The 20,733-nt window shown below is 62.1% G+C and carries 23 protein-coding genes; 10 read left to right on the top strand and 13 right to left on the bottom strand.

All coding sequences use genetic code 11. The annotated features are described in order from the left end of the window. The coding region (locus EOA19_RS30380) for an IS3 family transposase (RefSeq protein ID WP_164892907.1) at nucleotides 1-125 on the top strand (125 nt) is incomplete at its 5' end. Nucleotides 126-189: 64 nt separating this feature from the next. Here the strand turns inward: EOA19_RS30380 and EOA19_RS30385 are convergent. Further along, a complete protein-coding gene (locus EOA19_RS30385; protein ID WP_127267503.1) occupies nucleotides 190-1,380 on the bottom strand; it encodes a hypothetical protein in 1,191 nt (396 codons plus the stop codon). Between the two features lie 102 nt (nucleotides 1,381-1,482). After that, nucleotides 1,483-1,752 carry a hypothetical protein gene (locus EOA19_RS35475; protein ID WP_164893083.1) on the bottom strand — a complete coding sequence of 90 codons (270 nt, stop codon included), beginning with the start codon at nucleotides 1,750-1,752 and terminating at the stop codon, nucleotides 1,483-1,485. Between EOA19_RS35475 and parC the strand changes: the two genes are divergently transcribed. Both parC and EOA19_RS30400 read left to right on the top strand, forming a co-directional pair. Further along, on the top strand, nucleotides 1,708-3,960 hold the full coding sequence (parC, locus tag EOA19_RS30390) for a DNA topoisomerase IV subunit A (RefSeq protein WP_023810202.1): 2,253 nt from the start codon (nucleotides 1,708-1,710) through the stop codon (nucleotides 3,958-3,960). The genes EOA19_RS35475 and parC overlap by 45 nt on opposite strands. Before the next feature lie 317 nt (nucleotides 3,961-4,277). Continuing rightward, nucleotides 4,278-5,492: an AI-2E family transporter gene (locus EOA19_RS30400; protein WP_128305697.1), complete on the top strand. Its 1,215-nt coding sequence runs from the start codon at nucleotides 4,278-4,280 to the stop codon at nucleotides 5,490-5,492. Nucleotides 5,493-5,504: 12 nt separating this feature from the next. Here EOA19_RS30400 and EOA19_RS30405 read toward each other — a convergent pair whose 3' ends face one another. The 3 genes from EOA19_RS30405 to EOA19_RS30420 form a co-directional block, all read right to left on the bottom strand. Further along, nucleotides 5,505-6,401, bottom strand: coding sequence for a DMT family transporter (locus EOA19_RS30405; protein WP_023810204.1), 897 nt, complete (start codon nucleotides 6,399-6,401; stop codon nucleotides 5,505-5,507). Between the two features lie 129 nt (nucleotides 6,402-6,530). Next, nucleotides 6,531-7,295, bottom strand: coding sequence for an arginyltransferase (locus EOA19_RS30410; protein ID WP_128305698.1), 765 nt, complete (start codon nucleotides 7,293-7,295; stop codon nucleotides 6,531-6,533). 140 nt (nucleotides 7,296-7,435) lie between these two features. Further along, nucleotides 7,436-7,906 carry an RDD family protein gene (locus EOA19_RS30420; protein ID WP_128305699.1) on the bottom strand — a complete coding sequence of 157 codons (471 nt, stop codon included), beginning with the start codon at nucleotides 7,904-7,906 and terminating at the stop codon, nucleotides 7,436-7,438. Between the two features lie 208 nt (nucleotides 7,907-8,114). On the opposite strand from EOA19_RS30420, the gene sthA reads away from it, so the two are divergent. Further along, nucleotides 8,115-9,503, top strand: coding sequence for a Si-specific NAD(P)(+) transhydrogenase (sthA, locus tag EOA19_RS30425; protein WP_023810207.1), 1,389 nt, complete (start codon nucleotides 8,115-8,117; stop codon nucleotides 9,501-9,503). Between the two features lie 26 nt (nucleotides 9,504-9,529). Here the strand turns inward: sthA and EOA19_RS30430 are convergent, their stop codons facing one another. Continuing rightward, a complete protein-coding gene (locus EOA19_RS30430) occupies nucleotides 9,530-10,192 on the bottom strand; it encodes an alpha/beta hydrolase (protein WP_128305700.1) in 663 nt (220 codons plus the stop codon). Between the two features lie 202 nt (nucleotides 10,193-10,394). On the opposite strand from EOA19_RS30430, the gene opgC reads away from it, so the two are divergent. Continuing rightward, the gene (gene opgC, locus EOA19_RS30435; RefSeq protein ID WP_128305701.1) at nucleotides 10,395-11,606 is read left to right on the top strand and encodes an OpgC domain-containing protein; all 1,212 of its coding nucleotides are present in this window, start codon (nucleotides 10,395-10,397) and stop codon (nucleotides 11,604-11,606) included. Nucleotides 11,607-11,608: 2 nt separating this feature from the next. Here opgC and EOA19_RS30440 read toward each other — a convergent pair whose 3' ends face one another. Beyond that, entirely contained in the window at nucleotides 11,609-12,688 is a 1,080-nt protein-coding gene (locus EOA19_RS30440; RefSeq protein ID WP_128305702.1) for a substrate-binding domain-containing protein, read from the bottom strand. A 155-nt stretch (nucleotides 12,689-12,843) separates the two neighbouring features. Between EOA19_RS30440 and EOA19_RS30445 the strand changes: the two genes are divergently transcribed. Together EOA19_RS30445 and EOA19_RS30450 are read left to right on the top strand one after the other, a co-directional pair. After that, nucleotides 12,844-12,987: a hypothetical protein gene (locus EOA19_RS30445; protein ID WP_126068772.1), complete on the top strand. Its 144-nt coding sequence runs from the start codon at nucleotides 12,844-12,846 to the stop codon at nucleotides 12,985-12,987. Nucleotides 12,988-13,047: 60 nt separating this feature from the next. Then, complete coding sequence (locus EOA19_RS30450; RefSeq protein WP_127288860.1) at nucleotides 13,048-13,197, top strand: hypothetical protein; 150 nt, start codon at nucleotides 13,048-13,050, stop codon at nucleotides 13,195-13,197. Nucleotides 13,198-13,240: 43 nt separating this feature from the next. Here the strand turns inward: EOA19_RS30450 and EOA19_RS30455 are convergent, their stop codons facing one another. Together EOA19_RS30455 and EOA19_RS30460 are read right to left on the bottom strand one after the other, a co-directional pair. Continuing rightward, complete coding sequence (locus EOA19_RS30455; protein ID WP_127288858.1) at nucleotides 13,241-13,615, bottom strand: DUF423 domain-containing protein; 375 nt, start codon at nucleotides 13,613-13,615, stop codon at nucleotides 13,241-13,243. A 41-nt stretch (nucleotides 13,616-13,656) separates the two neighbouring features. Continuing rightward, the gene (locus EOA19_RS30460; protein WP_128305703.1) at nucleotides 13,657-14,919 is read right to left on the bottom strand and encodes a multidrug efflux MFS transporter; all 1,263 of its coding nucleotides are present in this window, start codon (nucleotides 14,917-14,919) and stop codon (nucleotides 13,657-13,659) included. 182 nt (nucleotides 14,920-15,101) lie between these two features. Here EOA19_RS30460 and EOA19_RS30465 point away from each other — a divergent pair, with 182 nt between their 5' ends. Further along, nucleotides 15,102-15,767: a GntR family transcriptional regulator gene (locus EOA19_RS30465; RefSeq protein WP_128305704.1), complete on the top strand. Its 666-nt coding sequence runs from the start codon at nucleotides 15,102-15,104 to the stop codon at nucleotides 15,765-15,767. 113 nt (nucleotides 15,768-15,880) lie between these two features. Beyond that, nucleotides 15,881-16,114, top strand: coding sequence for a DUF982 domain-containing protein (locus tag EOA19_RS30470; protein WP_244506945.1), 234 nt, complete (start codon nucleotides 15,881-15,883; stop codon nucleotides 16,112-16,114). 66 nt (nucleotides 16,115-16,180) lie between these two features. Here EOA19_RS30470 and EOA19_RS30475 read toward each other — a convergent pair whose 3' ends face one another. Together EOA19_RS30475 and EOA19_RS30480 are read right to left on the bottom strand one after the other, a co-directional pair. Continuing rightward, nucleotides 16,181-16,333 (bottom strand): hypothetical protein, encoded by a 153-nt coding sequence (locus EOA19_RS30475; protein ID WP_013532262.1) that lies wholly within the window; start codon nucleotides 16,331-16,333, stop codon nucleotides 16,181-16,183. Nucleotides 16,334-16,508: 175 nt separating this feature from the next. After that, nucleotides 16,509-17,552: an aldo/keto reductase gene (locus EOA19_RS30480; protein WP_128305705.1), complete on the bottom strand. Its 1,044-nt coding sequence runs from the start codon at nucleotides 17,550-17,552 to the stop codon at nucleotides 16,509-16,511. Between the two features lie 270 nt (nucleotides 17,553-17,822). Between EOA19_RS30480 and ppk2 the strand changes: the two genes are divergently transcribed. Beyond that, complete coding sequence (ppk2, locus tag EOA19_RS30485; protein ID WP_128305706.1) at nucleotides 17,823-18,743, top strand: polyphosphate kinase 2; 921 nt, start codon at nucleotides 17,823-17,825, stop codon at nucleotides 18,741-18,743. Between the two features lie 50 nt (nucleotides 18,744-18,793). On the opposite strand, the gene EOA19_RS30490 is transcribed toward ppk2, so the two are convergent. Further along, nucleotides 18,794-19,441, bottom strand: coding sequence for a dihydrofolate reductase family protein (locus EOA19_RS30490; RefSeq protein WP_023810218.1), 648 nt, complete (start codon nucleotides 19,439-19,441; stop codon nucleotides 18,794-18,796). Nucleotides 19,442-19,658: 217 nt separating this feature from the next. Continuing rightward, nucleotides 19,659-20,690, bottom strand: a complete 1,032-nt coding sequence (gene hemB, locus EOA19_RS30495; protein WP_023810219.1) for a porphobilinogen synthase — start codon at nucleotides 20,688-20,690, stop codon at nucleotides 19,659-19,661. Nucleotides 20,691-20,733 lie beyond the last annotated feature (43 nt).

The raw sequence follows: 20,733 nt of genomic DNA on the forward strand, positions 1-20,733 counted from the left end.
AGAGCCTCAAGGCCAGCATCGAGGATTACATCCACTACTACAATCATGATCGCATCAAACTGAAACTGAAAGGGCTGAGCCCTGTGCAATACAGAACCCAGCCCTTAAATCTGCCGCCACCTTAAACCGTCCAACTTTAAGGGGTCAGTTCATCGCTGCCGGGCTTTTCGCATACTGAGATCGCTTCGATCAGTCTTCGTTGGCCTTGACGGTGACGCCGAGCGTCTTCGGCAGGTCGAGCGGGTTGGACATGGCGCCCGCCATGATCAGTGCGAACGGCACGGATGCCGGCGGCTCGGCCGAGATTTCGAGGCTCTTCGGATCGTCGAGGAATTTGCTGACCGCGGCCGTAACCTGCGCCGTCAGTTCCGGATTGTTGAGCTGCGCCATGCCGAACGGCACGATCGCCTTGGCCTGGTTGGCGATGTCCTTGCCGGACATGCCTTGCTGCTTGCCGACATAGTCCAGAACCTTGTTGGTCAGCGAATCGTCGTCGAAGCGGATCGAGGCGCTGTTGAACGAAAGCTGCTGCAACAGGCCGAGCATGGCCATGCCTTGCGCCGAATTGTCGGCGCCTTCAGGCTGTGCCGCCATCTTCTTCTGCATTTCCTGCAGCGACTTGATAAAATCCAGCGTGTAGCCGCCGAGATTGAAGGTCATGCCGAGCGTGCCGGCATTCTCGACCGAGATGTCGTATTTCGACAGTTCCATCTTGCCGTCCGTGGGCTGCCAGGTGCCGGCCATTTCGAGATTGCCCGCGATGTTCTGGTAGCCGAGCGCGTTGATGACTTCCTTGGACTTGGGATCGTCCACCAGCGTCAGGTCGGCGTTGAATTTCTCCGTGGTGGCGGTGAATTCCATTGCCTTGCCGTCCGCCGGCGGCGTGATTTCGATGGCAAGCCCGTCCATCGAGAAGGCGGTCTTGTCGGCGACCTTGACGGTCATGTTCGAGAGTTCGGCGGACTTGTACATCATCAGCGAGCCGAGCGGGCCGGTGGCGCCGTCGGCCGGAACTGTCATGTCATGGATGACGAAGGGGCTGAGGTCGAGGGTGACGCCGTCCTTGCTGTGTGTGAAGGCAGCCGTCGATACGGTGGCGATGTCATAGCCGCCATTTGCCTCGGTCACACCTTCGAGTTTGACGTCGCCGATGGGAAGCGCTTCCTTCTCCGCCGCCGGTTTGATGGCAACGCCCTGCAGCACCATGCTGGTGTTGTCGCCGGTCACGCCGGTCCAGGTGATGTCGACACCTTGTGCGACAAGCGCGGCCTTCAGCCGGTCGGCCACTGCCGTATCCTGTGCGAGGGCCGCATTCAGCGGCAGCGTGAGCAAGAAGGTCGAAAGGGCTAATTTCCTAAGAGTTGAGCGTTTGATTGTCATCGCAAGGTCCCTGAGAGTGTCCTGAAATTGTTTTTCAATTATTTGCGCCATCACCATTCCGTGACGAACTGGACCGGAAAAAGGCGTGTCCCGGCACAATGGTCAAAAATCGCGGTGAAAGGCAAACCTGATCCCGCCGTCTTTGCGCAAACCGGTGAATTTGTCATGAAGAGCCGATAGCCGGATATCGTCACGCTTGGCCATAGAACCCGCATGTAACAGCCTGATGTTGGCCGACATCCCCCGCGGTGCGGTTTCATGTTGCAGAAGGGCCGGTATCTCTGTCGGGCTCTTGCCGCGAATCACCCGCTCGGCTAGTCCGAGCCCATGGGAAAAAGGCTTTTGCCGCCTGAAAATGGCGGTGGCGATCATATCGAGCCGGTCGATCTGAAGAAGGCGCTGGAAGAGCGCTATCTCGCCTATGCGCTGTCGACCATCATGCACCGGGCGCTGCCCGACGTGCGCGACGGACTGAAGCCGGTCCATCGCCGCATCATGCACGCCATGCGCCTGCTGCGGCTCAACCCCGACCAGGGCTTTGCCAAATGCGCCCGCATCGTCGGCGAGGTGATGGGCAAGTTCCACCCGCATGGCGACCAGTCGATCTATGACGCGCTGGTGCGGTTGGCGCAGGATTTTTCGATGCGCTATCCCCTGGTCGACGGGCAGGGCAATTTCGGCAACATCGACGGTGATAACGCCGCCGCCATGCGCTACACCGAAGCGCGCATGACCGATGTGGCGACCGAACTGTTGTCCGGCATCACCGAGGATGCCGTCGATTATCGGCCGACCTACAATGAAGAAGACGAGGAGCCGGTGGTTTTGCCCGGCGCCTTTCCGAATCTGCTGGCCAACGGCTCGTCCGGCATCGCGGTGGGCATGGCGACATCGATCCCGCCCCACAACGCCGCGGAGCTTTGCGATGCCGCACTTCACCTGATCGAAAACCGGGACGCGCCGGTGGCGAAGCTGATGGACTTTGTCCAGGGGCCGGATTTCCCGACCGGCGGTATCATCGTCGACAGCCGCGCCTCGATCCTCGAAGCCTACGAAACCGGCCGCGGTGGCTTTCGCGTGCGCTCGAAGTGGTTCCAGGAGGACCAGGGCAGGGGTACCTGGAGCATCGTCGTCACCGAAATTCCCTATGGCGTGCAGAAGGCGCGGCTGATCGAGAAGATCGCCGAGCTGCTGATGGCGCGCAAGCTGCCGCTGCTCGAGGACATCAGGGACGAAAGCGCCGAGGACATCCGCGTCGTGCTGGTGCCGAAGAGCCGTTCGGTCGACCCCGGCATCCTGATGGAATCGCTGTTCAAGCTCACCGAACTCGAAAGCCGCTTCCCGCTCAACATGAATGTGCTGTCGCGCGGTAAGGTGCCCAATGTGCTGTCGCTGAAGGGCGTGCTGCAGGAATGGCTCGAGCATCGCCGCGACGTTTTGGTCCGCCGCTCGAAACACCGCCTCGGTGAGATCGAACGGCGCCTGGAAATCCTTGCCGGTTACCTGATCGCCTACCTCAACATCGACGAGGTGATCAGGATCATCCGCGAGGAGGATGAGCCAAAGCAGGTCATGATGGCCCGTTGGTCGCTCACCGACACCCAGGCCGAAGCCATCCTCAACATGCGGCTGCGCGCTTTGCGCAAGCTGGAAGAATTCGAGATCCGCAAGGAATTCGACGGACTGAGCGCCGAGAAGAAGCAGATCGAGGCACTGCTTGCTTCGAACGAGAAGCAGTGGGCGACGATCAAATGGGAAGTCACCAACATCCGCGACAAGTTCGGTCCGGAGACCGAACTCGGCAAGCGCCGCACCCAGTTCGCCGACGCGCCCGAGCATGATCTGACCGACATCGCACATGCCATGATCGAGCGCGAGCCGGTCACCGTCGTCGTCTCGGAAAAGGGCTGGCTGCGGGCGATGAAGGGGCATCTGGCCGATCTCTCGACGCTGACCTTCAAGGAGGGCGACAGCCTCAAGCTCGCCTTCCATGCCCAGACCACCGACAAGGTGCTGGTCTTCACCACCGGCGGCAAATTCTACACCATCGGCGCCGACCGGCTGCCTGGCGGGCGAGGCCATGGCGAGCCGATCCGCATCATCGTCGACATGGACAATGACCAGGACATCGTCACCGCCTTCGTTCACGACCCAAAGCGCAAGCTGCTGCTGGCCTCGCACGACGCCAACGGTTTCATCGTGCCGGAGGAGGAAGTCGTCGCCAACACCCGCAAGGGCAAGCAGGTGATGAACGTCAAGGCGCCGGACGAAGCCAAGCGCTGCATCCCGGTCACCGGTGACCATCTCGCCATCGTCGGCGAGAACCGCAAGATGCTGGTGTTCGCGCTCTCCGAGATTCCGGAAATGGGCCGCGGCAAGGGCGTGCGGCTGCAGAAATACAAGGATGGCGGCCTTCTCGACCTCAAGCCGTTCACGCTGGAGACCGGCCTATCCTGGCAGGATTCGGCCGACCGCACTTTCATCCGGTCGCGTGAGGAACTGACTGAGTGGATCGGCGCCCGCGCCTCAGCCGGACGCATGGTGCCGAAGGGATTCCCGAGGACGGGGAAATTTGGGTAGCGGCAGTTTTCAGGTTTGAAAATCTCAGGCGCTAGCAATCCTTCACACCCCCCTCTGTCCTGCCGGACATCTCCCCCGCAAGGGGGAGATCGGAAGCTTCGCCCTTTCTGCCCGCTTTCCAATGTTGGCGATTTGCGAAAGCCGACATGACAGCCAATCTCCCTCCTTGCGGGGGAGATGTCCGGCAGGACAGAGGGGGGTGCTGGCCCGCGGCGACGCCAATGGCGCGCGCAACTCCATCACCATTTGGACTATCGTCACGATTGCTGCACTATATCAGTGCATAGACAGGAGGGGTGTTTGGGAGAGCCAGGCGTTTGAAGGAAGCAAAAGTCCAGAAACCGGAACGGCAGCAACGCCTGTTCGGCCTGTCGACGCCGCTCAGGTCCGCCGTCATCCCGCCGCTGTCGGCGGCGCGCTGGCTGCTGGTGCTGATCGTCGCCGCCGGCGTTTATTTCTTCCACGGCTTCCTGTTTCCGGTGCTGGCGGCGCTCGTCATCGCTTTCGCCAGCTGGCCGCTCTACCGCCGCCTGCTTGTCGCGGTCAGTGGCAACCGCACCATCGCCGCGACCTTAGCCATCCTCTTCATCCTCGCCTTCCTGGTGATCCCGATCGCGCTCGCCGGCACCTATGCGATCAACGAGGTCCGCGAATGGGTCGCCTGGGCGATCGAGACCAACCGTCATGGCGCGGTGACACCGCACTGGATCGCCACGCTGCCTGTCGTGGGCGAGTGGCTGAACCAGCAGTGGACGACCAATTTCGGCCATCCGGGCGGCATTGGTGAACTGATCCAGCTGGTCAGCGGCGCCAATATCGGCAGCATCTATCGCGGTGTGCTGGCGGCCGGCGGCAGCGCTTTCGGCCTGCTGTTGACGCTTTTGTTCATGATGATCGCGCTGTTCTTCGCCTATCGCGACGGCGAGCATTTTGCCGGCCAGGTCGACCGTCTCGGCGAGCGCATCCTGCCGACCAGATGGGAGCGGATCTCGCGCGTCGTGCCGGCAACGATCTCGTCGACGGTGACCGGCATGACGGTCATCGCCATCGGCGAAGGCCTGGTGCTGGGCATTGCCTACTGGCTGGCCGGCGTGCCGTCACCGGTAACACTCGGCGCCCTGACCGGCGTCATGGCGCTGATCCCCGGCGGTGCACCGCTGTCCTTCACGCTGGTCTCGATCTACCTCGCCGCCAGCGGGTCGCCGATGGCCGGGCTGGCGCTGTTCATCTGGGGCGCGGTCGAGCTGTTCATCGTCGACAAGACATTGCGCCCGAAGCTCGTCGGCGGGCCGATAAAACTGCCCTTCCTGCCGACTTTTTTCGGCCTGATCGGCGGCGTCAAGACCATGGGGTTTCTCGGCCTGTTCATCGGCCCGGTGCTGATGGCGCTGCTGGTCGCGATCTGGCGCGAATGGCTGCGCGAGGTCGAACTGGCCGACGACATCATCCCCGGCTCGCCAGCCGAAATCGAAGCCGGTCCGCAAATCGAGGCCCTGCCGGAACCTGACGTGGCGAAGAAGGCCAGCGCCTGATTTCAACACACCTCAGACCGGATGTTGCACCGCAAGGTCGCCACGCCGCTTGCGTCCCTCGTGAAGTTGCCACAGCGAATGCGCGACCAGTGTGACGATCAGGATCCCGCCGCCGATCAGGCTGTTGCGCGTCGGTGTTTCGGCAAAGATCATCCACACCCAGACTGGCGCCAGCACGGTTTCAAGCAGGTAGAACATCGCCACTTCAGGGCCCGAAATGTATTTCGGCCCGGTGGCAAGGCAGAAGAACGCTATCGGCATGATGACGGCGCCGTTGAGGATGATCCACCATGGCGCCTCCACCTGAAAGCCGGTCTTGGAGACCATGAACGCCGCCAGCCCTAAAGGCAGGACGACGCCGATCAGTGAGGTAAAGCCCATGTCCTTGCCGCTGGCGCGCGAGATGGTGATGGCGCAGGCGATCAGGAAGGCCGAACACAATGCCATCAGGTCGCCGAACAGATGTCCGGTGCCGACGGAATCGCCGACGATGATGACGACGCCGACAATCATCATGGCCAATGCCGCAAGGGTCAGCGGCCGCGGCCGCTCCTTCAGGAACACCCATGAAAGCAGCGCGGCGAACATGGTTGTGAAGGCCAGGATGAACACCAGGTTGGCGGTCGAGGTGTTGTAGACGCCTGTGATGAACGCAATCGCGCCGAGCCCGTAGATCGCGGCAACGATCAGGCCCGACCAGCCAGGTATCAGCTGCGGCGCATTCTTGCTGAACGAGCGCCAGATGGTCCACATGATCAGTGCCGCGGCCAAGGTGCAGCCGGTGCGCAGCAGCAAGATTGTCCACGCCTCGCCATGGGCGAGCCGGATCAGCGGGATATCCACGGTCAGCGTCAGCCCGCCAAATGCGGTGAGCAGAAGTCCTTTGGTGTGAGTATCGTGAGACGACATGCAGCGACTTTCACAATGAATTCGGGAGAGGATGGCGGACCGGCGCAATCTCACGCTCTCCGCCAACCAGCGGAAAGACCAGCATCGTCTCGATTGAAAATGTTTAAGCCCGGACTTGGGAAAGACTAATCAGCGCGCAACCGCTTCGTTGGTGTAGCGCTCCCAGCCTTTCGGGCCGAGATGCTCCTGCGGCATGAAGCGCATCTTATAATTCATCTTGCGTGAGCCGTTGACCCAGTAGCCGAGGTAGACATGGGGCAGGCCCATCGCCCTGGCGCGGGCGATATGGTCGAGGATCATGAACGTGCCGAGCGACCGTTCCTCGAAATCGGGATTGAAGTACGAATAGACCATCGACAGGCCGTCGGCCATCTTGTCGGTGAGCGCCACCGCGATAAGCTCGCCCTGTCCCCTGCCGGTGATGAACGTGTCTGGTCCACGCCGCCGATACTCGATCACCTTGGTGTCGACATGGGTATCCTCGACCATCATCGCATAGTCGAGCACCGTCATGTCGGACATGCCGCCACGGCGGTGGCGGGCGTCGAGATAGCTGCGGAACAGGGAATATTGTTCGGTCGAAGGCTCGGCATTGTGCATGTGGCCGACGAGGTCGGAATTGTGCTGCAGCACGCGCTTCATGTTGCGGCTGGCGACGAATTCCTGGGCGAGGATGCGTACCGAAACACAGGCGCGGCAGGTCTCGCAGGCCGGCCTGTAAGCGATATTCTGCGAGCGCCGGAAGCCGCCTTGCGTCAAGAGGTCGTTCATCTCCGCCGCCTTGTCGCCAACCAGGTGCGTGAACACCTTGCGCTCGAACTGGCCGTCGAGATAGGGGCACGGCGATGGCGCGGTCAGGAAGAACTGCGGCGACTGGGTCGGATGCTGCGTCATCGAGCCTTGGAAACACTCCTTCGAATCGCTCTACCTTTGGCGCGGACGGCGAAAAATTCAACAGGATTGTGTGGGCGTGGTCGACTCTACGCCTTCACATTTGTGCTCAATCGGTTGCGACTGCTCTTCAGAAGGCCGTTTCAGCGGTCGGTGCGGCTGACGACCGTGGCAAGCAAAAGATCGTGCAAGGTGCGCTTGCGGTCGGAAAACAGCGTCACCAGCAGGACGAGCGGCGACAGGATGACATTGCCGGCCCAGAACAGCACCGAATGGACGACCGCGGTGAGGCCGTCGATCGGCCTGCCGTCGAGCCGGTCAAGGCGGATGCCCATCATCTTCATGCCCGTGGTGGCCTGGTCGGTGTTGCCCAGCGTGTTCCAGATGTAGAGGATGGCGACGGCCGGTACCAGGATGCCGAACAGCATCCAGCCAAGCCCGAGGGTCAAAAGCCCGAGGAAGAACACCAGAATGGCAAACGGAATGGTAAGCAGCGCGACGATGACATAGTCGATTACGAAAGCCAGAATGCGCTTCGTGCGCACACCGTCATAGGCCCTGACATCGTCGAGCCTGCTGGTGATGATTTCGCCGTCGAGAACGCGCGCGTCCATGTCATTTCCTCGTAACAAGGTCCGACATAGGGTGCGGACCGCTCAGCCATGAAATGGTGAAGGCCTGTGGCGGAATCAAGATCGAGCTTCTTGCGGTGCGCCGGCCTTCAAGGCGCCAGGCGCAATCTGAACCGGTTGAATTTGCGGCGCGGATAGCATTAGCTTGCTGCGGCGCAACAAAAGCGCACATGGCAGGGGACGGGGCAATATGGACTACGACATGCTGGTCATCGGCAGCGGCCCTTCCGGTCGCCGGGCCGCGGTGCAGTCGGCCAAGCTCGGCAAGTCGGTGCTGGTGGTCGATCGCGGCCGGCGTCTGGGCGGTGTCTCGGTGCATACCGGCACCATCCCGTCGAAAACGCTGCGCGAAACGGTGCTCAACCTTTCGGGTTGGCGTGAGCGCGGCTTCTACGGGCGCGGCTACCGGGTCAAGCAGGATATCTCGGTCGGCGATCTGGTCGAGCGCCTGCACAAGACGCTCGACCATGAGGTCGAGGTGCTGCAGCACCAGTTCATGCGCAACACGGTCAAGAGCGCCCGGGCTGCGGTCAAATTCCTTGGCCCCAACAAGGTCAGCCTGACCACCGACACCGGCGATTACAGCGAGGTCGGTTTTGCCAATGCGCTGATCGCGGTCGGCACCAGGCCGCACCGGCCGCGCGACGTGCCTTTCGACAAGACCCGCGTCTTCGACAGTGACGAGATGCTGGAGCTTGATCGCTTGCCGCGCACGCTGACCGTGATCGGCGCCGGCGTCATCGGGGTCGAATATGCCACGATCTTTTCCGCGCTTGACGTGCCGGTAACCTTGGTCGAGCCGCGCAACTCCATCCTCGATTTCGTCGACCGCGAGATCGTCGACGATTTCATCCACCAGATGCGCGATCGTGGCATGACCATCCGGCTGGGCAGCGCGGTGAAGGAAATCCGCTCCAAGCCTGATGCCGCCGAGGTGGAACTGGCCGATGGCCGCACTATCCGTTCCGAGGTCGTGCTCTACGCCGCCGGTCGCACCGGCAATGTCGGCAGCCTGGGCCTCGATGTGGTCGGTATCGACGCCGATTCCAGGGGCCGTATCAAGGTCGATCCGCATACGTTCCAGACCAGAGTGCCGAACATCTACGCCGCCGGCGACGTCATCGGCTTTCCGAGCCTGGCCTCGACGTCGATGGAGCAGGGCAGGGTGGCCGCCTGCCATGCCTTCGGCGTGCCTTTGCCGCCGCCACCGGAAACATTCCCCTATGGCATCTATGCGGTGCCGGAAATCTCGACGGTTGGCCAGTCCGAGGAACAGGTGCGTGAAAGCGGTGCGGCCTATGAGGTCGGCGTAGCGCGCTTTCGCGAAACCTCGCGCGGCCACATCATGGGCGTCAACACCGGTTTCCTGAAGCTGCTCTTTTCGATCGAAACGCGCCGTCTGCTCGGCGCGCACATCATCGGCGAGGGCGCCACCGAGCTCATCCACATCGGCCAGGCGGTGATCAATCTCGGCGGCACCGTCGACTTCTTCGTCAACAACACCTTCAACTATCCGACGCTCGCCGAAGCCTACAAGATCGCCGGACTGGATGCCTGGAACAGGATGGGACGAGGGTAGGCAGACTGGTCATGCTGGTGAGTCCGTCAGCCTGCCTGCGCCGCCGATCCCGGCAGCCATTGCCTGACGATTGCCGCGTCAGCGCTGCCGAATTCATGACCTGATGGGACAATCCGGGCGTCGATCTCGGCGCCATGCTGGCTGAGCAATGTCACCAGAGCAGGGGCGAAGGGCGAATAGGTGAGATCCGCGGCGCCGGCGATCATCAGGACGCGCACCTTTGACAAATCCGTCGCCGGCACATCATCGAGCACCGGCATCGGCCGCAGCAGTGCGGCGCGCTCTATAAGAGCCGGATGCAGCAGCATCAGGCTCGAAATCAGATTGGCGCCGTTCGAATAGCCGAGGAACGTCGCGCGTGAGAGATCGAGATGGTGGCGTCTGGCCGCGTCGGCGACGAAGCCCGCAAAGGCATCGGTTTCGGTGCGGATGCTGTGCTGTTCGAAGCGCGTCGGCGTGATGCGCCCGAACCAGCGGAAACCATCCTCCTGGACAATGCGGCCACGCACCGCGATCAGCTTGGCCCGCGGTGCGATCTCTCGTGCCAGCGGCACCAATGTCGTCTCGTCGACACCCGATCCATGCAGCAGGAAGAGACATTCGCCGGTTGAATCCGCCGGACTGTAAAGCCGGTAGCTGAAGGCGAGATCGCGCCGCAGCGCACCATCTTGTGAGGTCTCTTCGATCATCGCGCATCCTCTTGATTATATGAGGTTTCGCTCAATTTGCCGGCTTCAAAACGCAATATTTTCAAGCTCCGCGAAAGTTGATTGAACCGGGCGCATTACAGTCCGTTTCTCCGCCGATAACATTCCTTCGGGAGGAATCGAAGCGGTGCGCCGGGGGTCGCATTGCGCGGTATGAACAACCAGCTTTGAGGCCTTTTTGTCGATGACCACCCAGATTTCCCCGGACCGCGATGCGCGTGTCCCGGATCGCACTGAGCGCGACACGCGCATAGACGTGCTCCGTGCTCTCGCTTTGCTGACCATCTATGTCGACCATGTGCCAGGTACCGCCTTCGAGTATCTGACCTACAAGAATTTCGGCTTTTCCGATGCGGCGGAAGTCTTCGTACTGATCTCCGGCATCTCGGTTGCACTTGCCTATGGCAGGAAATTCCAACCTGGTAACCGGCTGCTGGCAACGTTGAAGATGTGGCGCCGCGCCGGTGTCCTCTATGCCGCCCACATCGTCACCACCATGGTGGTGATGGCCATCTTCTGCGCGGCGGCAGTGTTCGTCAGGCGGCCGGAGCTTCTGACGATGATCAACATCGAGCCGTTGATCAAGAATACGCCGCAGGTGCTGATCGGCATCGTGACGCTCGGCCACCAACTCGGCTACAACAACATACTGCCCGTCTATGCGGTGCTGCTCTTGCTGACGCCGGTGTTCCTGCTCATTGTCAGCTATCGGCCGGTCTCGGCACTGGTCGCCTCCGGCGCCCTGTGGCTGGTCGCGGGGGTCTATCAAATTGCTCCGCCCAACTATCCCGAGCCCGGCTTCTGGTTTCTCAACCCGCTGTCGTGGCAGTTCCTTTTCAACATCGGCCTGGCAGGCACGCTGCATGTGCGTCGCGGCGGCATCATCCCGGTCAATCGCTGGCTGGTTGGCGCTGCCTTGGCCTACACCGCAACCGCGCTGGTCTGGGTGCACAGCCCGCTTTGGGGGCATATCTCCTGGTTGGGCCTGCCTCCGGTGCTGACCGGCTTCGACAAGACATTTCTGTCGCTGCCGAGGCTGCTGCATATATTGGCGGTGAGCTACCTGATCGTGGCATTCCCCGCCATCTCGAACCTGTTTCGCACCGGGCGCGATCATCCGCTTGCCATATTGGGCAAACGATCGTTGCCGGTTTTCATTGCCGGCACGGTGCTCGCGATGGCGGCGCAGGTGCTGAAGCTGATCAATCCGGGCGGATTTGCCTATGACAGCCTGTTGATATCGGCCGGCATCGTCATGCAGTTCGCGCTTGCCTACTATCTCGAATGGCTTTCGGGACTTGGCTGGTCCGCCAAAAGCAGGCCGGCTCACGCCGCACCGCCCGTCCATGCTGCATCCTTCGCGATGCCGACCATGGCGACAAGAATGGGCCGTTGAGCTTAGGCGGGCGAGGGGCCGGATGAAGCTCGCACCACGAGTTGGACCGGCAGCGATTGCCGGCTGAACGAGCCATCATTTTCAAGGATCGCCTTGACGGCAAGACGGCCCATCTCGGCGATCGGCTGGACGATCGTGGTCAGCGGCGGACTGGAAACCGCTCCTTCCGGAACACCGTCGAAGCCGACGATCGAAACGTCGCCGGGTACCGTGACGCCACGCTGCCGCAGCCAGTCCAATGCATGCAAGGCCATCCTGTCTGACATAGCCAGGATGGCGGTCGGGGTCTCGGCGCCGGCGAAAATATGATCGAGGCCGGCCCGCACGCTTTCCTCGTCATTGACGGTTTCGTAGATCGGCACACGCTCGACGTCGATGTCGACGCGGGAGAGTTCCGCGAAATAGCCACGCAGGCGGTCGCGCGTCCCGGAATAGAGGGCCTTCTCCATCTGCTCCCTTGTGGTGGGGCCGAAGCCGGAGTCCGCGACGGGCAGGGCAAGCACGGCAAAGCGGCGATGTCCGAGTTCGGTCAGGTGGCGGGCCGCCAGGCCAGCCCCGGCGATGTTGTCGACGCCGATCGCTGCAACGGCGTCGTCGTCGTCCGAATCGAGATCGAGCGCGACAAAGGGGAGTTTGCGTTCACGCGCCAGTTCGACCAGCCTTGAACCGCCATCGACGCAAAAGACGATGAAACCGTCGACCAGCGCACTCTGTATGTTCCAGGCAAGCTGTTCGTTGTTGGCTGCGGAGACCAGCGAAATCCCCGCACCGGTCGCGTCGCAAGCCTGCGAGATGCTGGCCATCATCACCCGGGCAAAGGGGTCGTCGAAGAAATAGGAGAGGGGTTCCGCGGTCGCGACACCGATGGCATTGACCTTGCCGGCGCGCAGCAGCCGGCCCTTGGGATCGGGGCCGCCATATCCCATGGCCTCGGCTGCCGCCTTGACCCGCTCGCGGACCTCCTCACGCACGATCTCCGGACGGGCGAACACGTTGGACGCGGTGCCGTGCGACACGCCGGCCGCCTTGGCAATGTCCGCCAGCCGGACCGGTCTTGTCTTTGCAGAGATAAGTGGCGCCATCTTCGTCTCCTGAATCCCTCCCATCTAACACTTTCGTTGGATCGGTTCAAATTTTGACTTGATCGCAGCCTCGCCAAGGCGTATATTTGAATCGATCCAAGTGAGCGATGGTTCTCTGAATTGGATCGATTCAACATATTCAGGGGAGTTGTGCCATGCATCCCGTCAATTTTCTGTTCGAAGACATTTACCGCAACGACTGGAGCATCTCGTCGAACACCACGACGCAGAAGCGCCGCGGCAAAGCCAGCCCATGGGTTCGCGAGTTGCGGTTCCTTGTGGAGCGCAAGCGGAGCTGAGCGGGGTCGGTTTTCGCGCCTGTCGATTGGATCGATTCAAGAATCTAAAGGAAGCACATCATGCACCCCGTCAGCTATCTGTTCGAAGACATCTACCGCAACTATTGGGGCATCGCGCCGGCTTCCAAAAGGCCGCAAGAGCGCTGGTTGGCCAAGCTGCGGCGACGCAATCGCGAATTGCTCATCAAGCCCGAGCGTCGGCAAGACTAGCAGCCACGCTTTGACGTTTGGTGCCGGCGGGCGCGCCGAGGCGTCAGGAGCGCACGCGCACCAGCGCCGAGGCGGCGATCGTCAGCCAGCCGGCGATGAGTAAGGTGCCGCCGGTCGGCGCCGACAGCGGGAACAGCCGCGACCCGATGAAATCGCGGGCCAGCAGATCGCCGCAGAATAGCAGGAGCCCGACCAGCAGGATCAGGCTGCCGATGCGCAGGGTCCGGTTCGCGCCAAGCAATCCGGCGACAAGGAAGACCGGCGCATGCATCAGCAGGAACGATGCGGCGGTGCCGACGAAGGCGCCGCCCAGATGCGCCGCCGCGGCCGACAGCGCCACGCCGGCCGCGCCACAGAGGCCTCCGGCCAGGACGAGGATACGGGTGCTGGTGCCGGAAAATTGCTCGGCCGTGCTCATGTCCGTGGCTCCGTGGTATCAGAGGGATATGCCTGACCCGGTCAGGGCTTGCCGGGGTTGGCAAGCATGTCCTGCTCGCGGCGTGACTGTGCCAGCCAGTTATACACCGCGCCTCCGGCCATCAAGACGGATGTGCCCAGAAACACCGAGCGCATGCCGAAATGACCGCCGGCAAAGCCGCCGAGCAAGGGGCCGGCGACCTGTCCTGCATATTGGGCGGAGATCGACAGCCCGAGCACATTGCCGCCGACGCCGTCAGGCACATTGTGACGGATAACGCTGGTGATGCACGGCAAGAGGCCGCCCAGCGCCAGGCCCATCAGGAAGCGCAGGCCGATGAGTTGCCAGCTTTGCGTGACGAAGGCCTGCGGGATCAGCAGCAGCGCCGAGACGGCAAGCGCGCCGATGATGACGTTCCAGTGGCCGATGCGGTCGGCGAGCTTGCCGAGGCGCGAGGCCGACAGGATGGCGCCAAGGGCCGCCGCCGACATGACGACGCCTGATATCATCGTGACGCGGCTTTGGTCCGCAATCAACTGCTGCACATAGACGGTGATGATCGGCTCGATCGACATGGTGGCGAAGCTCAACAGCATGCCGGTCGCCAGCATGGCGACGACAGGCCGCTTGTCGGGGATTTGTGCCCAGCCGCCTTTCTGCTTCTGCTTCGACGCGGCGTCTGCTGTTTTCGGCCGGGGATTCTCCTTGATTAGAAACGTGGTCGCCAGGAACGCCAGGAAGATGACGCCGCCGGAGAGGAGAAAGGTGGCGCGGATGCCGATCAGCGGCGGCAGGGCGCCGCCAACCAGCGGACCGACCAGAGCCCCACCCGTGATACCGGCCGACAGCAGGCCCAACGCCCAGCCGGAACGCTCCTTCGGCGTCTGCATGGCGACGAGGATGGTCGATCCCGAGGAATAGCCGCCGGCAAAACCGATCAGCAGCCGCAGCAGCACCAGTTGCCAGACCGTCTGCACCATGCCGGTCAGCGACATGCATATGGCCATGCCGAAGCTGGCGCGAACCAGCATCACCTTGCGGCCGTAGCGGTCGCCGAGACGTCCCCAGAGCGGCGCCACCAGCGCCGCCGCGAAGAATGTCGCGCCATAGGCGATCCCCGACCACTGCACGATCGCCGCGTGGCCCTCGGCGCCGAGCTGCTCGATATAGAGCGGCAGGAACGGCAAAAGCAGCGTCATGGCGACAAGCGTCGAGAACGAGCCGGCAAAGCACACGAACAGATTGCGCCGCCAGTGAATGTTGTAGGTGCTGTCGGTTGCCGGGGGCGTGCTCTGCTGCTGCATGTCATATGTCCTGTCCCAGCAACTCTTTATCGATGGTTGCTGCGGATACCAAATTGGGATACCAAGATGGTGCCCCTGATGGACGCAAGCTTGACCGCTGTCAATGCGACCGTCTCAAACGTGATCGGAAAAGGCGGCCGGCAAGACGATCGCCAGCAACGATCAAAAAATGGAAAACGACAATGTCGCAGATGCAGAGCGTCGAGAAACAGCTTCGGCAAATGATCCTGGGCCTCGAGATCGGTCCCGGCGAGAAGCTGACCGAGCGCTGGATCGAGAGCCGCTTCGGCGCGTCGCGAACCCCGGTCAGGGCAGCACTGCTGCGGCTTGAGACCGAGGGCCTGGTCGGCAGGGACGGACGTGGCTGGACGGTGTCGCCGATCAATCTGGCTGAACTCGAGCAGATCGCCGTCTACAGGGAGGCGGTCGAGGTTGCGGCGCTTCGCCTGACATGCAGCCTGGCGGACCGGAGCGCCGTCGATGTCATCGAGGCGATGCTCGAGTCCTGCGACAATGACACGCCGCGCGAGGAATGGCATCGCGTCGGCATGGATTTTCACATCGAACTGGCGCGTCTGTCGGGCAATGAATTCCTGTTTAGGGCGGTGCGCGATGCCATGACGCGCCTGTCGCGGGCGCGCTGGCTGGAGGTTCGCGACGAAGCGGCCCTTGCCCGCGCCTGGGCTGAACATCGCGCCATTCTGGCGGCCACGCGCCTTGGCGATGCCGATGAAGCCGCGCGCCTGCTCTCGGTCCATATCGTCGGCAGCCGCGACCGACTGGTGACGTCGCTCGCCAACGATCGGCGCGGTCTTCGCGCCAGAGGCTTTGCCGTCGTTGCTGCTTAAAGGTGGATGAAGGGGCGCAAAGCGGCGTCTGGACGTATGCGCACTTTCGCCTCGCTTCGCAGACGCCGATGGCGTAAGGAGCGGCCATGGAAAACAACCGATTTGAAACACCTGTGACTGTGAAGTCAGTCGCAGCGGGAAGCACTCAGCTCTTGCGCACGGCGCGTGAGGCTTCCGACTACCTCCTCAACAGCTGGCCCGGCAAGCGCAGCCCCAAGCATCGGGCGGCCCTGCAGGCCTGCCATGACGCACTGGCCGGCGACAAGCCGGCGATGAACGCCAGGCGCGCCTTCATCGCGGCAGCGCGTGAAGTGGACGTCTTCGTCAGCGACAAGGCGCCGGCCTGACACAAGGCGACATCCGGGGCGGCAATCCGAATTGAGGCGCGGCCCGCATCTGCGGGCCGTTTGCCGTCACTTTGCCGTTTCGGTTTCGGCTTCAGTCTCGTCTTCGGGCTTCGAACGTTCCCTCGCTGCAACCTTGGCTGCCAGCTTCTCGGCCTTCTTGGCCGCCTTCTGGCGGTCGCGTTCCTTGCGTTCCTGATCGTAATTTGGTGGTCGCGCCATATCGGCTCCTTTTCACTGCCTCGCGGCTCTGGTCCTGCCTAGGAGCATTAGCCGTCAAACACAACAGCTGAAGCGATAGTGCGTCGATGATGGCCAGGCTTGCAAGATGCGCGTTGCAATGAAGGGCCAGGCTCGTCATTGCGGCGGCCGATACCTATCGCCGTCGATTTGTCGATCAGATGCCGCTTCGGTCAATCACCAGATCGGCGGCACCAAAACGGTCCTTTGCCGTCAATTGCTGGTGCCAGTAGGGATAGAGCAAGGGCGGCCGGCTCACCACGTCGAGGCGCTCGCGCTCCTCGCCGGAAAGCACCAGGCTTGCCGCAGCGATGTTGTCCTGGAACTGCGTTTCGGTCCTGCCGCCGATCACCAGCGAACTGACAGCCGGCCGGCCAAGCAGCCAGGCCAGCGCCACCTGCGCTGCCGACACCCCGCGTTGCGCGCCGATCTCCACAAGCACATCGACGATCCGCCACAGCCGGTCCTCGTCGCGGATCGGCGGTTCGGACCAGCCGGCGAGCTGCCGGGCGGTGGGGCTGTCACGGCGGTATTTACCGGACAGCAATCCGCCGGCAAGCGGGCTCCAGACCAGAACGCCCAACCCCTGGTCGACGGAAATCGGCAGCAGTTCGTACTCCGCCTCGCGCGCTTCCAGCGTGTAATGGATCTGCTGCGTAACGAAGCGCGGCTGATGATGGCTGTCGCTGATGCCGAGCGCCTTCATCACTTGCCAGCCGGAATAGTTGGAGCAGCCGACATAGCGGATCTTGCCCTGGGCAACCAGCGTGTCGAGCGCGGCGATGGTTTCCTCCAGCGGTGTCACACCATCCCATTCGTGCAGGAAGTAGATGTCGATGACGTCTGTCTTGAGCCGCTTCAGGCTCTTCTCGCATTCGCGGATCAGGTGATGGCGCGACAGGCCTTCATCGTTGGGACCGTTACCGATCCGCATCCGCGCCTTGGAGGCGATCAGCACGTCACCCTTGCGCTTGCCGCCGAGCGCTTCGCCGATGATTTCTTCCGACATGCCGTTCGAATAGACATTGGCGGTGTCGATGACATTGATGCCGGCGTCGATGCAGAGATCGATCATCCGGCGCGCCTCGTCGAGGTCGGTCTTGCCGACAGCCGAAAATGCGCCGGCGCCGCCGAAAGTCATGGTGCCCATGGTCAGCGTCGATACTTTCAGGCCGGAACGGCCGAGAGTGCGGTATTCCATGTCGGTCCTCGCGATTGCATTGAGAAGGGGTTGGGAAGGGCGCCCGAATGTGGCTGCTATTTGTAGGACAATTTGCGCGGTATGTCTCCATGCCAGGGCGGCGGATCGATCATGCCTCGCGGGTTTTTGCAGTGGTGGCGATCAGGTCAGGCTGCAATAAAACCGTCATTGCGGGCCTATATTGAAGTCGGCTCAGGCGTTGCCGTTCCGGGCTGTAAGCCGGGAGTTTGGGGCGCCGATCGACAGAGCTTGCAAGTGGAGCAGCCGATAATGACCGAGCTAAAACAGAATTCTGCGGCCAGGGATTGGCTTGAAGCCGAACTCGCCGACACGCTCGACGAAGACTATGAGCTCGAAATGTCGGAGCCGGCGCTGTCGATGGAGATCGCCAAGATCTACAAGAATTCGCATCCGCCTTCGATCGATCGCATGCAATATTTTCGCGACCTGATCAGCCTGCAGTCCGAATTGATCAAGCTGCAGTCCTGGGTCGCCTATCACAAGAAGAAGCTGGTGGTGATCTTCGAGGGACGCGACTCGGCCGGCAAGGGCGGTGTCATCAAGCGCATCACCCAGCGGCTCAATCCGCGCATCTGCCGTGTTGTGGCACTGCCGGCGCCGACCGAGCGCGAAAAGTCGCAATGGTATTTCCAGCGCTATGTCCCGCATCTGCCGGCCGGCGGCGAGATCGTGCTGTTCGACCGCTCATGGTACAACCGCTCGGGCGTCGAGCGGGTGATGGGTTTTGCCCAGCCCGATCAGGTCGAAGAATTCTTTCACGACGTGCCGGAGTTCGAGCGCATGCTGGTCCGCTCGGGCATTACCGTGGTCAAATACTGGTTCTCGATCACCGACGAGGAACAGCAGATGCGCTTCCTGATGCGCATCCATGATCCGATGAAGCAGTGGAAACTGTCGCCGATGGACCTGCAGTCGCGCGTGCGCTGGGAGCAATACACCAAGGCCAAGGAAGAGACCTTCGCCCGCACCAACATCTCGGAAGCGCCCTGGTTCATCGTCGAGGGCAACGACAAGAAGCGCGCGCGGCTGAACTGCATCGACCATCTGCTCAGGCAATTGCCTTACGAGGAGGTGCCGCACGAGGAGATCACGCTGCCGGAGCGCGTCTTCAACCCCGAATACGAACGCCAGGTGCTGCCGCGCGAGCTTTACGTGCCGGAGAAGTATTGAGATAGACGAAGCTGCGATCTCCCCCTCGAGGGGGGAGATTGGCTCTCCACCTACGCCCGCTTGATGATGACGTGCGTGGCGAGCGGCGTCGCCACCTGCTCGTTGCAGACATAACCGAGCTTGAGCATGTCCAGGCCGGTAAAAAGGTTCTCGCCCGTGCCCAGCAGCACCGGCGCGATCGCCAGATGCATCTCGTCGATCAGTTTTTCCTGCAGATATTGCCGGATGGTGGCGACGCCGCCGCCGACCCGCACGTCCTTGCCGCCAGCGGCAGCCTTAGCCTGTTCAAGAGCTGAATGGATACCGTCAGTGACGAAGTGGAAAGTGGTGCCGCCCTCCATCGTGATCGGTTCCCGCTTGTGATGGGTGAGCACGAAAACCGGCACATGATAGGGCGGGTTGTCGCCCCACCAGCCCTTCCAGCTGTCGTCAGGCCACTCGCCGCGGATCGGTCCGAACATGTTTCGGCCGAGGATCCAGGCGCCGACATTTTCGAAGCTGCGCGCCGCGAACGCCTCGTTGACGTCGGTGGTGCCGCCATCTTGTCCGAGCACCATCTCTCGGAAGGTGCGGGTGTCGACAAACCACTTGTGCAAGGATTCCCCACCGACGCCGAGAGGATTTTGCAGATCCTGATCGGGACCGGCGCCATAGCCGTCGAGCGACAGGGTGAAAGCGTTGACGCGAAGTTTGGACATGCGAGCCTCCTCGATAACCAGTTGTATTTTGCAAGCAGTTGTTTTGTATCAAACTGATTGTGAATTGCAAGCGGTATTTCAAGCGCGAACGAAGCCCAGGCTAGGGGTCAAGCGACCCCCGCTATGGATTCCCCGGCCAGGAGCCGGAAATTGGTAGGGATGTAGAAGCGGATTCGCCGACATTGGTTGCCGCGACCGGTCATCGTCGGAAGAGAAATTACCCCTTGAGCAGCTCCGCCACCTCGGGCGCGAAATAGGTCAAAATGCCGTCGCAGCCGGCGCGCTTGAAGGCGAGCAGCGATTCCAGCATTGCCTTCTCGCCGTCGATCCAGCCATTGGCGCCTGCCGCCTTGATCATCGAATACTCGCCCGACACCTGGTAGGCGAAGGTCGGCATCTGGAACTCGTCTTTCAGCCGCCGGATGATGTCGAGATAGGGCAGGCCGGGCTTGACCATCAGCATGTCGGCGCCCTCGGCAATGTCCTGTTCGGCCTCTCTCACCGCTTCGTCGGAATTGGCATGGTCGATGTAATAGGTCTTCTTGTCGCCCTTGAGCAGGCCGGCGGTGCCCACCGCCTCGCGATAGGGGCCGTAGAAGGCCGAAGCGAATTTGGTCGCATAGGACATGATCGCCACATCCTGGAAACCATTGGCGTCAAGCGCGTCCCGGATGGCGCCGATGCGGCCGTCCATCATGTCGGACGGCGCGATGATGTCGGCACCGGCGGCCGCCTGGATGACAGCAGCGGCGGTCACCTGTTCCACTGTCTCGTCGTTGACGATGATGCCGTCGCGCAGGATGCCGTCATGGCCGTGGCTGGTGAACGGGTCGAGCGCTGCGTCGGTGATGATGCCGATCTCCGGCACCGCATCCTTGATCGCACGGGTGGCGCGGTTGATGACATTGTTGGGATCGAGGATGTGCGAGCCGGTCTGGTCGCGCAGCGAGATGTCGACATTGGGGAAGGTGGCGAGTGCCGGAATGCCGAGTTTTGCCGCGCGCTCGGCCTCCTTGACGGCGAGATCGATCGACAGGCGGAAGACGCCGGGCATGGCGGCGATCGGCTCGCGGACACCCTTGCCCTCGACGACGAAGATCGGCCAGATCAGGTCGTCGACCGTGAGCCGGTTCTCCTGCACGAGGCGGCGCGACCAGTCGGCCTTGCGCATGCGGCGCAGACGGCGGCTGCCGGTGATCTCGTCGACGCCGCGCGCGCCGGCGGGCTTTGCGGGGGTGAATTTGTTCATCGCCAATACTCTCGTTCGGGCAGGCTTTTACCACGAGCTCCCG

It is taken from the genome of Mesorhizobium sp. M7A.F.Ca.US.010.02.1.1, assembly GCF_004023085.1.
Lineage (GTDB): Bacteria > Pseudomonadota > Alphaproteobacteria > Rhizobiales > Rhizobiaceae > Mesorhizobium.